We start from the raw sequence: 14,609 nt of genomic DNA, 5'->3' as shown, positions 1-14,609 counted from the left end.
CGCGGGAAGGATCCACCTTGTTGGCGCCGGGCTGTCGCTACCGCGCCACACTAGCGCCGTAGGAAAATCGCCGGATTACCCGGCTGACGAAAATTCCGTCATTTGCGGAATTTAACAATTTTGTATCGAAAAAATAACGAATATCAATATAAAATTTTCAAGATCTGCAATCCGAAAAGGGAACGTGCGTCTTTATCATAAAGTATTGTTGGAATAATGGATATTGATTTATACCGTTTAATACAGATTTTTTGCGATCACGTTGTTTTCTTGTGTAAGCGAAAGTTGCGTTGTTGACAGCTTTGCCATACGCATGTTTTTATAAGAGAAGGGCTGAGTTATACAGCCCTGATTTTGATAAATAAGTCTCCACGAGAGACGGGGCTTTATTGCCTACAGAGGCAAAATTTTTTTATTTATAATTGGGAAAAAACATGCTCAGGAAAACAGTTTTAGTCAACGCCCTGTCGATCGCGTTCGGAACAGCGGCAATGACCGTTGCCGTGATGCAGCCGGCAATGGCGCAGTCGAACGCCAGCGGTACCGTCTACGGTCGCGTTGCTCCAGGCACCGCGACCGCTGTCGTGCTGAAAAATCTGGACACCAACCAGACGCGTACCACCGCGGTCGACGCCAGCGGCGGGTTCAGCGTCTCCTCCATGCCGATCGGCCGCTACAGCGTTACGCTGATGAACGGCGGTGCGGCGGGTTCGACCACCAGCCTTGAAGTGCTGGCGGGCCAGGGTGTCGAGGCCGTGTTCAGCTCCGGCGTGCAGTCGGTGCAAGTGACCGGCCGCCGCAGCCGCATCGACATCTCCAGCGCCAACAACGGCGCCACCTTCACCGCGCGCGAACTGGACAAGCTGCCGATCGCCCGCAACGTCGACGCCATCGTGCAACTGGCGCCCAACACCACCCACGGTGATCCGACCTATGCTGCAGGCTCCAGCCTGGGCGGCGGCGGCGCGTCGGAAAACGCGTACTACATCAACGGTTTCCCTGTCACCAATCCGCTGACCCAGCTGGGCGGCTTTGAACTGCCGTTCGGCGCGATCGCCCAGGCGCAGGTGCTGACCGGCGGCTACGGCGCCGAATTCGGCCGTTCGGTCGGCGGTGTGGTCAACATCACCACCAAATCCGGCACCAACACCTGGGAAGTCGGCGGCATGGTCTCGACCACGCCGAAAGACACCCGCGCCCGCTACAAGGACATGTACTACGCCAACACCGGCAAGTTCCCGTACACGCCGGCTACCGCGACCACCCCGGCCAAGGGCACCGACGGTTCGCTGCGCATCCGCCGCGAAGACAACGACCGCGAACAGAACCAGTATTCCGCCTATGTCGGCGGCCCGCTGATCAAGGATAAGTTGTTCGCCTTCGTCGCCCTGGAGCAGACCGAAGACAAGGTATCGGGCGTCTATAACGGCCGCACGGCGCTGACCAATGCCGCCAACGGCTGGCGCGACTACCAGACCAACACCAAGCGTTACTACATGAAGTTGGACTGGAACATCAGCGAGAATCACCGTCTCGAGTACACCGGCCTCGGCGATCTGCCGCAGACCAACACCCAGTACCGTTCGTACGACTACGCGACCCGTGCCATCGGCAGCCAAGTCAATTCCTCGACCCACGAAGAATACGGCCCGTTCAACCCGAACGGCGGCCAGGCCAACATCCTGCGCTACATTGGCAACATCACCGATGACCTGACCATCAACGCGCTGTACGGCAAATCGCGCGCCAGCCACGTCTATACGCCGGCCGGCTACGATCCAGCGCTGGCGCAGGTCACCGCCTCGCCTGAGAACCAGGCCCCGGGCCTGAACTACGCCGGAGGCCAGCCGTTCAGCACCAACCAGCCATTCAACGGCTCCAAGGACAACGTCATCTCGAAACGTCTGGACCTCGAATACAAGCTGGGCGACCACAAGCTGCGCGCCGGTCTGGACAACAACTCGATGTCCTCGCTCAACGCCGGTGACGCGCTGGCGGGCGGCTCGCTGTGGACCTACCTCAAGACTGATCCGAGCAAGCCGACCACCGTCGCCGGCGGCACGGTGCCGGTGCTGGCTGGCCGCGGCCCGCTGGCGTCGCAGGGCTACTATGTGTCGAAGACCTTGTCGTCGACCATCTCCAACGCCTACGCCGGCCAGGACGCGCAGTACCTGGAAGACCAGTGGCAAGTGACCAAGAAGATCCTGGTCACCGGCGGTATCCGTCGCGAGGGCTTCTACAACGCCAACCAGGACGGCACCAAGTACATTGAGATGAAGAACCAGATCGCGCCGCGCCTGTCGGCCGTCTGGGACGTCAACGGTGACTCGTCGTTCAAGGTCTTCGGTAGCGCCGGCCGCTACACGCTGCAGATGCCAACCCTGATCGCGCTGCGTGGCGCCAACGGTTCGCTCAACACCAGCGAGTACTTCACCTACACCGGCACCGACGCGCACGGCGCGCCGACCGGCCTGACCCCCGTGACCGGCGTGCTGTCGGCCAACAATGAATTCGGCCAGGCCAAGGATCCGAAGACCGTTGCCGCGCTGGACATGAAACCGTCGTTCCAGGACGAGATCACGCTGGGCTTCGAAAAAGCCTACAGCCCTGACCTGAACTTCGGTGTCAAAGGTACTTACCGCACCCTGAAATCGACCATCGACGACTTCTGCGATGGCCGCGTGTTCACCAAGTACGCCAAAGACCACAACATCGACACGTCGAACTATGAAGGTTTCAGCTGCGCCTCGTTCAATCCGGGCGAAGCCAATGACTTCCTGGTCGACTATGCCGGGACCAAAAGTAACTACACCCGCGTCCACCTGACCCAGTCCGACCTGGGCTTCGACAAGGCCAAGCGTAAGTACGCCGCGCTGGACTTCTTTGCCGAGCACCCATACCGGAACGGTTGGTACGGCAAGGTGAACTACACCCTGAGCCGCAGCACCGGCAACACGGAAGGCCAGACCCTGTCGGACACCACGACCGGCCAGGGCGACGTCGCGGCGACCCAGACCTGGGATTACGCCCAGCTGATGAAGTACGCTGACGGCCTGCTGCCTAACGATCGCAAACACCAGATCAAGGGCTACGGCTTCTACGACGTGACGCCACAGCTGACCGTCGGCGGTTTCGTGACCATCGCCTCGGGTCGCCCACGCTCGTGCTCGGGTACCAACCCGACCACGCTGAACGACACCGGCTACAACTACCAGTCGGCTTCGCACTACTGCTTCGGCGCCACCGGCGACCTGAACACGCCATCGCCACGCGGTACCCTGGGTCGTCTGCCATGGGAAAAAACCCTGGACCTGAACGCGTCGTACAAGCCGGTCGCCCTGCCTGGCCTGACGCTGAAAGTTGACGTCTACAACGTCTTCAACGATCAGTCGGTCCAGAAAGTTGTCGAGCGTTACAACACCAACCTGGCCCGCTACGCTCTGTACGAATCGGTACTGAACATGAGCGCGCCACGTTCGATGAAGTTCAGCGCGGAATTCAACAAGAAGTTCTAAGCGCGTCACACGCCGGCCCCGGCCGGCTGCTGACCAAGGGGGGGGCGTTCCGTCAAGGGGCGCCCCCCTTTTTGGTTTGCCGGGCGCTGCTCTGGTAAAATACGCAGCTCAGAAAGTAGCGCGCCTACTGCCAACGAATTCAAACTCCGTGATTGACACACCACCATGACTTCTACGCTCCCGCATACCCCAATGGCTAACGCGATCCGCGCGCTGGCAATGGACGCCGTCCAGAAGGCCAATTCCGGCCACCCAGGCATGCCGATGGGCATGGCCGAGATCGCCGTGGCGCTGTGGAGTGGCCATTACAGCCACAACCCGGCCAACCCGAAATGGGTGAACCGCGACCGCTTCCTGCTGTCCAACGGCCACGGCTCGATGCTGCACTACGCGCTGCTGCACCTGTCGGGCTACGCGGTGACCATGGACGACATCAAGTCCTTCCGCCAGATGCATTCGAAAACCCCGGGCCACCCGGAAGTCGATGTCACGCCGGGCGTGGAAACGACCACCGGCCCGCTGGGCCAGGGCATCGCCAACGCGGTCGGCATGGCGCTGTCGGAGTACCTGCTGGCGGCCGAGTTCAACAAGCCGGGCCTGGACATCGTCAACCACTACACCTACGCGTTTGTCGGCGACGGCTGCCTGATGGAAGGCATCTCGCACGAAGTGTGCGCGCTGGCCGGCACGCTGGGCCTGAACAAGCTGATCGCGCTGTATGACGACAACGGCATCTCGATCGACGGCAAGGTCGAGGGCTGGTTCACCGACGACACCCCGGCCCGCTTCGAAGCCTACGGCTGGAACGTGATCCGCGCGGTTGACGGCCACGACGTGGCCGCCGTCTCGGCCGCCATCGCGGCCGCCAAGACTTCGAGCAAGCCGACCCTGATCTGCTGCAAGACCATCATTGGCAAGGGTTCGCCCAACCTGCAGGGTGGCGACAAGGTGCACGGCGCCGCGCTGGGCGACAAGGAAGTGGCGGCCGTGCGTGAATACATCGGCTGGAGCGCCGCGCCGTTCGAGATCCCGGCCGACGTGTACGCCGCCTGGGACGCCAAGGCCGCCGGCGCCGAGCGCGAGTCCGCGTGGAGCGCCAAGTTCGCGCAATACAGCGCCCAGTTCCCGGCCGAAGCCGCCGAGCTGAGCCGCCGCATGGCCGGCGAGCTGCCTGCCGCCTTCGAGGCCACGCTGGCCGCCGGCATCGCCGCCTGCGTCGAGAAGAAGGAAAACATCGCCACCCGCAAGGCCAGCCAGAACGCCATCCAGGCGCTGGCCCCGGTGCTGCCGGAATTCCTGGGCGGCTCGGCCGACCTGACCGGCTCCAACCTGACCAACTGGAAAGAGTGCGTGGCGCTGCGTTCCGGCAAACCAGGCAACCACATCAATTATGGCGTGCGCGAATTCGGCATGTCGGCCATCATGAACGGCATCACGTTGCATGGCGGCTACATCCCGTTCGGCGCCACCTTCCTGACCTTCTCGGACTACAGCCGCAACGCGCTGCGCATGGCCGCGCTGATGAAGCTGCGTTCGATCTTCGTGTTCACCCACGATTCGATCGGCCTGGGCGAAGACGGCCCGACCCACCAGTCGGTCGAGCACATCTCGTCGATGCGCCTGATCCCCAACCTGGACAACTGGCGTCCGTGCGACACCGTCGAATCGATGGTGGCGTGGGGCGAGGCGGTCAAGCGCAAGGCCGGTCCTTCGACGCTGATCTTCTCGCGCCAGAACCTGCCGTACCAGGAGCGTTCGGCACAGCAGATCGCCGACATCGCCCGCGGCGGCTACGTGCTGAGCGAAGTGGCGGACGCCAAGGTCACGCTGATCGCCACCGGTTCCGAGGTGGAGCTGGCCGTGGCCGCCGCTTCCGCGCTGGCGGCGGAAGGCATCGCCGCGCGCGTGGTGTCGATGCCGTCGACCGATGTATTTGACCGTCAGGACGCCGCCTACAAGGCCAGCGTGCTGACCAAAGGCTTGCCACGCGTGGCAATCGAAGCCGGCGTGACCGATTTCTGGTACAAATACGTCGGTCTGGAAGGCGCGGTGGTCGGCATCGATACCTTCGGTGAATCGGCCCCGGCAGGCGTGCTGTTCAAGCACTTCGGCTTCACGGTGGAAAACGTCGTGGCGAAAGTCAAATCTGTCATTGCATAATCTATAATTGCTTGTTGCATTACCTATTTTTCTAATCAGGAGCATAGTATGACGATCAAAGTTGCAATCAATGGCTACGGCCGTATCGGCCGCAATGTGCTGCGCGCTTTCTACGAAGGCGGCAAGAAACAGGACATCCAGATCGTTGCGATCAACGACCTGGGCGATGCCAAGTCGAACGCCCACCTGACCCGCTACGACACCGCCCACGGCAAGTTCCCAGGCACCGTGACGGTGGACGGCGACAACATGATCGTGAACGGCGACGTGATCCGCGTGTTCGCGCAGCGCAACCCTGCGGAAATCCCATGGGGCGAGCTGGGCGTGGACGTGGTGCTGGAGTGCACCGGCTTCTTCACCACCAAAGAGAAAGCTTCGGCCCACCTGAAGGGCGGCGCCAAGAAAGTCATCATCTCGGCACCGGGCGGCAAGGACGTCGACGCCACCATCGTGTACGGCGTCAACCAGCACGTGCTGAAGTCGACCGACACCGTGATCTCGAACGCGTCGTGCACCACCAACTGCCTGGCCCCGCTGGTCAAGCCGCTCAACGACGCCATCGGCGTGGAAACCGGCCTGATGACCACCGTGCACGCCTACACCAACGACCAGGTGCTGAGCGACGTGATGCATGAAGACCTGCGCCGCGCCCGTTCGGCCACCATGAGCATGATCCCGACCAAGACCGGCGCCGCCGCCGCGGTCGGCCTGGTGCTGCCTGAGCTGAACGGCAAGCTGGACGGTTTCGCGATCCGCGTGCCGACCATCAATGTGTCGCTGGTCGACCTGTCGTTCATCGCCAAGCGTGACACGACCGTGGACGAAGTCAACGCGCTGATGAAGGCCGCCGCCGAAGGCGCGCTGAAGGAAGTGCTGACCTACCAGACCGAACCGCTGGTGTCGATCGACTTCAACCACAATCCTGCCTCGTCGAACTTCGACTCGACCCTGACCAAAGTGTCGGGCCGCCTGGTCAAGGTATCGTCGTGGTACGACAATGAGTGGGGCTTCTCGAACCGCATGCTGGACACCACCGTTGCACTGATGACCGCGAAGTAAGCTTCCGCGATTCAAGTAGAGCCTGCCGGCGCAAACCGGCAGGCTTTTTTTTGGTCTATCGAAAATGGAGTGTTATTATATATTTAATATAATCTATTTAACATTGACCATGTACTCACCTCGCCGAACCGCACTGAGCTTGTTGTTGATGAGTGCGTTGTGGCCTTTGCCCGGCGCCGCACAGGCGCCTACGCCGGCCTATATCAGGGAGACGGTTGGGAAAAACCTGCGACTCAGTTTTACAGTGCTCTCCACGGGGGCCCGGCACGTCACGCTGATTGGCACGATAGACGGAGACTTGGCCGAGCAGTTCAAGGCCGCGGTAGCTGCGGACAGTCATGTCGATACCGTGGTGGTCGATTCGTACGGCGGCAATGTTGCCAGCGCCTTGGACATTGCCGACGTGATCCGCAAGCGGAACATGCGTATTGTGGTCGACGGCCGGTGTTTGTCGGCATGCGCCAGTTATTTGTTTTCGGCTGCTGCCACCAAGACAGTCCTTCCTGGCTCGGTTGTCGCGATACATGGCCTGACCTTCGACTATCTTGATGGCGCCAAGGTCGTGCATGCGACGGAATCACAGGCCGGCGAGTTGTTTCTCTCGTCGACTATGGGCGGCAATCGTGACTTCTTTGTTCGCTTGGCTGCGCGGCAAAACGAATTTTATCGGCAGCTTGGTGTGTGCAGTGATTTACGCGACGCCTTTGCGCGCTACCTGGCCCACCGTAAGCAATTGCTGGGCACTGATATGATCACGGCGCAGCAGCATGCGCCCGGCTGTCCGCCGGTGCAGATGTGGGCACTGGACAAGGCCCAGTTGGAAGCAGCTGGCGTGCGCGGCATCGGCGCGTTCTGGACGCCGTCCGGCGACGAGCAAAAAGCCCAACTGCTGCGCGACCTCGGACTGCCTGCGGATTTCCTGTACTACGGCCCGGCGGCGGGTCTGGAGCAGCTGTGCACCCAGCCGCCCGGCCGCATGGCGGCGGTGAAGCGATGGCTGGCGCGCACCTTCACCCGCTAGGCGAAAAAAAACCCATCGGCGCCAAGCAAGCTCGGGCCGATGGGTTTTTATTTAGCTATGGCGATTACAGCGAAACGCGCAGGCCCAGGTAGTAGCGGCGGCCGATGGCGTCGTAGGTCGACGCATCGGTCTCGGTGCCGACGGAGCTGCCCGGCAGGCCGCTGATGATCGGTGCCGGCTTGGCGTCAAACGCGTTGTTGATACCGAAGTATACCTGCATCGACTTCTTGGCGTCCTTCGTGATGTCGTAGGTGAACTGGAAGTCGTTGTAGGTCTTCGAGCCAACGCCCACGGTGCCCGGTGCAATGCTCAGGCTCTTCAGGAACTGGTCGTCCAGCGCCACAGGGCCGGTGTAGGTTGCGGTCCAGGTCGCGCCGAAGCTGCCCCATTTGTACGCCGTGTTCAATACTGCCTTGTTGCGCGGAGCATTGATGTTGTTGGCCGTGACTTCGCCGACATCGTCATTGCGCGGGGTCAAGGAAGGATTAACCTTGTCTTCAGGAATGTCCCGGCGCCAGAATTGACGCAGATAGGTGTACGCCAGTTGCGCGTTCAGACGGCCAGGACCGACCTTGTCCGCCCACGACAGGGTCATGTCGACGCCTTCGGTACCCATGCCGCCGCTGTTGGTGACGGCGGTATCGCTGTACTGAATGGAACCGGCGCTCAGGTTGCCCGTTTGCGCAGGACGGCGGGTGATGAATTTGCAGAACACTTGGTTGTTCTGGTTGTAGCACTGATCCAATGCATACTGACGGTCGGTACCGACGATGGCGTCCGCGATATTGATCTTGAAGTAGTCCGCCGTAAAGGTGAACTTGTTCAGCATCGGAATCGAACGTGGAGTGATGACCACACCGATCGTGGTCGAACGGCCTTTTTCAGCTTTCAGGTCCGGATTGCCGGTGTTGTAGCCGCTGATGCCCTGCAGGTCGGGCTGACCCAGCGTGAAGACGCCGCCGTGTGCCGCCATGTTGGCCGCCACGCCAGGCGCGTTGCGGCAGTTGATCGCCAGCGGGGTAGTTGCTGACGACGTTACGCCGTCGCATGGATCGACCAGGCCGTTCGGGAAGTCCTGGCTAGGCGCCTGGTACAGCTCGTTGATGTTCGGCGCGCGGGTCGATTGGGCGCGGGTCGCGCGGATCTTGAAGTCCGAGGTCACTGCCCATTCGCCGCCGGCGTTCCAGCTGTTGGTGCTGCCCACGGTCGAGTAATCGCCGTGGCGGAAGGTGCCCAGGAAACTCAGTTCCTTGGCGAACGGCTTGTCTTTCAGCAGCGGGACGCGGGTTTCCACGAACGCTTCACGCACCTGGAACTTGCCGTAGGTCGGTGGCGTTGCGTTGCCCGCGTTCAGGCCGGCCTGGGTCAGCGGATCTGGAACCGAGCTCGACTCTTCGCTGCGCCACTCGAAACCGGCTGCCAGGCCCACTTTACCAGCCGGCAGGGCGAACAGGTCGCCGCTGACCGATGCGCCGGCCAGTTTCTGGGTGACGGCGGTCAGCAGCGAACCAGGCGCGGTCACATATTTCAGCGCTGCGGGCGTTACGGTGTTGAAGCCGAAAATGTTGATCGGCACGCAGCCTTCGGCTACCGCGTTGGCGTCGCTGCAGACCGGGGCGCCGCCGGCCGCGCCGGGGATCGCGCTCAGTGCATTGCGCAGGTTGGGGATATTGACCTGGCCGGTGGAGCTCTGCGCTTCCTTGGTCTTGCCGTAGGTGATGTAGGTCTCGTAGTTCCAATCCTTGACCGTGCCTTTCAGGCCGGTGGAAATGCGGAAGGTGTCGCGGTCGACATCGGAGTGGCGCGCACCGAACTCGGACAGGCGCCGGGTGAAGAAGTAATCCGGGATGCCGTCGCCGTCGGTGTCGCTGATGCGGTCGTACAGGTATTGCGGCACCAGCGGGTTCTTGACCAGCTTGCCGTTGACCATGGCGCCGGCCGGTACCTGGCCGCCGCTGCCTTTGAAGACCTGGTCCGAACCGAGCGGGAAGGCTTCGATATTGCTCGAGGCCTTGGTCGAGGCATACGTGCCTTCGAAGAAGGCGCTATGGTTGTCGTTGAAGGCGTGGGTGCCGTTCAGCGCAAACAGGTAGCGTTCGGTTGGTACGGCGATGGTGCGCAGGGTGGAGCGGTTGTAGCCGGTCGCGCCGACGCCCTTGACGCCGTTGGTGCTCCACGGGATGACATTGCCGTTCTTGTCGTAGGTGAAGTCTTCGGAGTCGCCGAAGAAGTGGCCCTGCGGCGCGTAGCTCGAGAAGTTCGGGGATTTCGGGATGAAGGCCAGTTCGGGGTGTCCCTTGCTGATGGACGAGGTCTGGTCCATCGACGAGCGGTCGCGGTCTTTGGAGAACACCGCGCCCTGTTTCGAGTAGCCGAAGTGACCCATGATGTTGCTGGCGCCGTCGGCGCTGGTGGTGCCGAAAGTGAGCGCCAGTTTTTTCTTGAGGTCGTCGCCTTTGCTGCTGCGGCCGGATTGGCCATCGATCAGTACGCCATCGAAGTTTTTCTTCAGGATGATGTTGACCACACCAGCCACCGCGTCCGAACCGTAGGTCGCCGAAGCGCCGCCGGTCAACATCTCGACGCGTTCGATGAAGTCGGTCGGAATGGTGTTCAAGTCCACCGAGGTGCTGCCGGGCACGCCGGAAACGAAGCGGCGGCCATTGACCAGCACCAGGGTGCGCGAATCGCCGAGGTTACGCAGGTTGACGGTGGAAACGCCGGCGCCCGAGGTCAGGAAATTCGAGTTGGTGCGGCTCAGCGTTGGCGTGCCCAGCGTCGGATTCTTTTGCAGCAGTTCCTGCAAGTTGACCGCGCCCGAGGCGGCGATATCGGCCGAGGTCAGGATTTGCAGTGGCGACGGCGATTCCGCGCCGGGTGTCGAAATGCGTGAACCAGTGATTTCCACCTTCTGCATCGGCTGCGTCGTGGCATCCTGGGCGTGGGCGGCCTGTAGGCCGAGCGCCAGTCCGCCCACGCAGATCATGCGTACGGAACGGGACAACGTTGTTTCCTTGATCATTACCAAATCCTCCAATTGTCATGAGCATCGCGAACTTCGGGAAAAGATTTTTCCCGACTGGCCAATGTATTGGGTGGATGATATATTTGTAAACATAAAATGACAAAATAACCAAAAAAATAACGTCCCTGTTCTTTTTACGCTACAAGGTGATCCGCAGCCCCAGATAATAGCGGCGGCCGATCGCGTCATAGGTCGAGGTATCGGTCTCGGTGCCGGTGACGCTGCCGGGCAGGCCGCTGATGATGGGCGGCGCCTTGGCGTTGAAGGCATTGTCCATGCCCAGGTACAGTTGCACGGACTTCTTCATGTCGTAGGTGAACTGGAAATCGTTGTAGGTGCGTGAGCCCACGCCCACCGTCCCCGGCGCGATGCTCAGGCTTTTCAGGAACTGGTCGTCCAGCGAGACCGGCCCGGTGTAGGTGGCGGTCCAGTTGACGCCGTACGGCCCCCATTTGTATGCCAGGTTGAGGCCGGCGCGGTTGCGCGGCGCGTTGGTGTTGGCGGCCGTGACCTCGCCGACGTCGCTGTTCTTCTCCGCCTCCGGCGTGGCCTTTTGCCACAGCTGGCGCAGCCAGGTCCAGGCCAGGCGGGCGCTCAGGCTGCCCGGGCCGACCTTGTCCGCCCAGGAGGCCGTGACGTCGACGCCCTCGGTGCCGAAGCCGCCGCTGTTGGTGGCGGCGACATTGCTGTATTGGATGGAGCCGGAACTCAGGTTGCCCACCGGCGCCGGACGGCGCGTGATGAAGCTGCAGAAGGTCTGGTTGTTTTGGTTGTAACATTGATCCAGCGCATATTGACGGTCGGTGCTGACGATGGCGTCCGCGATCTTGATAGTGAAATAGTCGACCGTGAAGGTGAAGCGGCGCAGCATCGGGACCGAACGCGGCGTCACCACCAGGCCGATGGTGGTGGAGCGGCCTTTTTCCGCCTTGAGATTGGGGTTGCCGGTGTCGTAGCCGCTGATGCCCTGCTGGTCGGCCTGGTTCAGCGTGAAAATGCCGCCATGTGCCGCCATGTTGGCGGCAACGCCCGGCGCGTTGCGGCAATTGACGGCCAGCGCGCTGGTCCCGGACGACGATACGCCCTCGCAGGGATCGACCAGCCCGGCGGGGAAGTCCTGGCTGGGCGCCTGGAACAGCTCGTTGATGTTGGGCGCCCGCGTCGATTGCGCACGCGTGCCGCGCAGCTTGACGTCCGTGGTGATGCCCCATTCCAGGCCGGCATTCCAGCTGTTGGTGCTGCCGACGGTGGAATAGTCGCCATGGCGCACCGTGCCGAGGAAGCTCAGGTCGCGGGCGAATGGCCGGTCCTTCAACAGCGGCACCCTGGCTTCGACAAACAGCTCGCGCACCAGGAAGTTGCCGAACGTGGGCGGCAGGGCGTTGCCGGCGTTCAGGCCGGATTGGGTCAGCGGGTCGGGAATCGCGCTGGACTCCTCGCTGCGCCATTCGAAACCGGCGGCGACGCCGATGCGGCCGGCGGGCAGGCCGGGCACTTCGCCGGTGGCCGAGCCGCCCACCAGCTTCTGGGTGATCGCCGTTTCCAGCGAGCCGGGCGCGGTCACATATTTGAGCGCGGCCGGCGTGATGCTGTTGTAGCCGAAAATACTGATCGGCACGCAGCCCTCGGCCACCGCATGCGGATCGCGGCACACCGGCGTGCCGTCGGGGCCGGGAATCGCCTCCAGCGCGTTGCGCAAGCTCATGACATTGACCTGGCCGCTGGAGTTCTGCGCCTCCTTGGTCTTGCCGTAGGAGAGATAGGCTTCGTAACTCCAGTCGCGCACCGTGCCTTTCAGCCCGGTCGCCAGGCGGAAGGTGTCGCGGTCCACGGTCGAGTGGCGCGGGCCGAACTCGGACAGGCGGCGGGTGAAGAAGTAGTCGGGCAGGCCGTCGCCGTCGGTGTCGCTGATGCGGTCGTACAAATACTGCGGCACCAGCGGATTCTTGACCAGCACGCCGTTGACAAGCGACGCGGCCGGCACCTGGCCGCTGGGCTTGTAGACCTGGTCGGAGCCGAGCGGGAAGGGCTCGATATTGGTATCGACCTTGGACGAGGCATACGTGCCCTCGAAAAACGCGCTGTGGTTCTCGTTGAAGGCCCAGTTGCCGTTGGTGGCGAACAGGTAGCGCTCGGTCGGCACGGCGATCAGGCGGTAGGCCGAGCGGTTGAAACCGGTGGCGCCGGCGCCGCTGCCGGGCGCGCCATTTTGCTTCCAGGGGATAATGTTGTTATTCGCATCATAGGTGAAATCCTCGCTGTCGCCGAAGAAATGGCCTTGCGGCGCGTAGCCGGAAAAGTTGGGGCGCTTGGCCACGAAGGCCAGTGCCGGATGCTTCTGGGTGATGGCCGAGGTCTGGTCGATGGCCGAGGCGGGGCGGTCGCGCGAGTACACCGCCCCCTGTTTCGAGTAGCCGAAATGGCCCATGACGTTGCTGGCGCCGTCTGCGCTGGTGGTGCCGAAAGTAAGCGCCAGTTTCTTTTTATAATCGTCGCCTTCGTTGCTGCGGCCGGTCTGCGCGTCGAATAACAGGCCGTTGAAGTTTTTCTTCAGAATAATATTGACCACGCCGGCCACGGCATCCGATCCATAGGTGGCCGAGGCGCCGCCGGTTAATAATTCCACCCGTTCAATAAAATCCGTTGGAATAGTGTTGAGGTCGACGGCAGTATCTCCGGGTACGCCGGAAACAAACCGCCGGCCATTAATTAATACCAGGGTGCGTGAATCGCCGAGGTTTCTTAAATTAACCGTCGATACGCCGGCGCTCGATGTCTGGAAATTGGAATTGGCGCGGCTGATGGTCGGCGTGCCCATGGTCGGGTTTTTCTGCAATAAATCTTGCAGATTGGTCGCACCGGACGCGGCAATATCCACCGAGTTTAATACCTGCAATGGCGAAGGCGATTCCGCCGCCGCCGAGGCGATGCGGGAGCCGGTTATCAGCACCTTCTGCATGGGTTCGGCGGCTTGCTGGCCGAAGGCGGCTTGTGTGCCCAAAGCCAGGCCGCCAAGACAAAGCAGGCGGATCGCGCGGGCGATCGAAGTTTCATTATTCATTATCCGACTCCTAGGGTGTGTCGCGGTTATTGTTGAATGCCACCGCATATAGACTGACTAGGCTGCCGAAGAGTTCCCGACGATCGTAAGCTCGATTCTGGCATTTACGTGCCAATTTTTAGCTTGTTTTCAGAGGGAAGGCGAAAAAAAACCGGGACATCGTCCCGGTTGTTCGCTTGCGCCGCTGTTTTGTTATTTGTAGATGCCGGAGCCGACCATCATATCGTCGACTTTTTCAATGTAGCCGGACTTGGCTTCCACCGCCTTGGTGACCGGATTCGGCCATTTGAAATCCACCCAGCCTTTCCCCTTGGATTTGGCGAGGTCGACCATTTCTTTAATCATCGGTTTGCCTTCATTATCCTTGAGGCCAATCAAAGGCTTGCCGACCATTTTAGGATTATTACCGTGGGCTAATGCAACGCCATTCAAATCATAAACATAGATATACAGATCGCGGTCGTGGAAAGTCGTATTGGCCGGATCGGAAATGGCGGCGAAGGCTTTTTCCTTGCCGTCGGATTTAATCAAGGCAACCGCCTTTTTAACCATGGCAACGGCTTCGTCGGGCGATCCCTTGTCGGCGGCCAGAGCGGTCGATGACATTGCAAACAAGCTCAAGCTAAGTGCCGCGGCACCGAATAAAGCTTTCATATCACTTCTCCTTTGAGTAAAACTGCGACGGCGCTGCGCGCTCTGATGTTTGTGGATTTCAATATTACTGCAGTTAATGAATTTAAACGGGTTCACAAGCAGGTACGCACAGAT

The 14,609-nt window shown here is 61.2% G+C and carries 7 protein-coding genes; 4 read left to right on the top strand and 3 right to left on the bottom strand.

Annotation, left to right across the window (positions count from 1 at the left end; genetic code table 11):
• Positions 1 to 491 precede the first annotated feature (491 nt).
• The 4 genes from GTP90_RS20165 (at position 492) to GTP90_RS20150 (ending at position 7,755) form a co-directional block, all read left to right on the top strand.
• Complete coding sequence (locus GTP90_RS20165) at positions 492 to 3,515, top strand: TonB-dependent receptor (protein ID WP_254451961.1); 3,024 nt, start codon at positions 492 to 494, stop codon at positions 3,513 to 3,515.
• Positions 3,516 to 3,680: 165 nt separating this feature from the next.
• Positions 3,681 to 5,675: a transketolase gene (gene tkt / locus GTP90_RS20160; RefSeq protein ID WP_161085208.1), complete on the top strand. Its 1,995-nt coding sequence runs from the start codon at positions 3,681 to 3,683 to the stop codon at positions 5,673 to 5,675.
• Between the two features lie 48 nt (positions 5,676 to 5,723).
• Positions 5,724 to 6,734: a type I glyceraldehyde-3-phosphate dehydrogenase gene (gap, locus tag GTP90_RS20155; protein WP_008445703.1), complete on the top strand. Its 1,011-nt coding sequence runs from the start codon at positions 5,724 to 5,726 to the stop codon at positions 6,732 to 6,734.
• Positions 6,735 to 6,879: 145 nt separating this feature from the next.
• Complete coding sequence (locus GTP90_RS20150; RefSeq protein WP_161085207.1) at positions 6,880 to 7,755, top strand: ATP-dependent Clp protease proteolytic subunit; 876 nt, start codon at positions 6,880 to 6,882, stop codon at positions 7,753 to 7,755.
• A gap of 64 nt (positions 7,756 to 7,819) precedes the next feature.
• Here GTP90_RS20150 and GTP90_RS20145 read toward each other — a convergent pair whose 3' ends face one another.
• The 3 genes from GTP90_RS20145 to GTP90_RS20135 all read right to left on the bottom strand — a co-directional run bounded on the left by GTP90_RS20145 (position 7,820) and on the right by GTP90_RS20135 (position 14,495).
• Positions 7,820 to 10,777 (bottom strand): TonB-dependent receptor plug domain-containing protein, encoded by a 2,958-nt coding sequence (locus GTP90_RS20145; RefSeq protein ID WP_175048164.1) that lies wholly within the window; start codon positions 10,775 to 10,777, stop codon positions 7,820 to 7,822.
• Between the two features lie 142 nt (positions 10,778 to 10,919).
• A complete protein-coding gene (locus GTP90_RS20140; protein WP_161085206.1) occupies positions 10,920 to 13,841 on the bottom strand; it encodes a TonB-dependent receptor domain-containing protein in 2,922 nt (973 codons plus the stop codon).
• 192 nt (positions 13,842 to 14,033) lie between these two features.
• Positions 14,034 to 14,495: a cache domain-containing protein gene (locus GTP90_RS20135; RefSeq protein WP_161085205.1), complete on the bottom strand. Its 462-nt coding sequence runs from the start codon at positions 14,493 to 14,495 to the stop codon at positions 14,034 to 14,036.
• Between the last annotated feature and the right edge of the window lie 114 nt (positions 14,496 to 14,609).

Source organism: Duganella vulcania (genome assembly GCF_009857655.1).
GTDB lineage: Bacteria > Pseudomonadota > Gammaproteobacteria > Burkholderiales > Burkholderiaceae_D > Rugamonas > Rugamonas vulcania.
The sequence above is the reverse complement of the archived record's forward strand: the minus strand, read 5'-3'. Positions and strand labels throughout refer to the sequence as shown.

Bases quoted from the DNA above. Each gene is read 5' to 3' on its own strand.
- GTP90_RS20135 (WP_161085205.1), bottom strand. From the start codon at position 14,495: ATGAAAGCTTTATTCGGTGCCGCGGCACTTAGCTTGAGCTTGTTTGCA.
- tkt (WP_161085208.1), top strand. From the start codon at position 3,681: ATGACTTCTACGCTCCCGCATACCCCAATGGCTAACGCGATCCGCGCG.
- GTP90_RS20145 (WP_175048164.1), bottom strand. From the start codon at position 10,777: ATGATCAAGGAAACAACGTTGTCCCGTTCCGTACGCATGATCTGCGTG.
- GTP90_RS20165 (WP_254451961.1), top strand. From the start codon at position 492: ATGACCGTTGCCGTGATGCAGCCGGCAATGGCGCAGTCGAACGCCAGC.
- GTP90_RS20140 (WP_161085206.1), bottom strand. From the start codon at position 13,841: ATGAATAATGAAACTTCGATCGCCCGCGCGATCCGCCTGCTTTGTCTT.
- gap (WP_008445703.1), top strand. From the start codon at position 5,724: ATGACGATCAAAGTTGCAATCAATGGCTACGGCCGTATCGGCCGCAAT.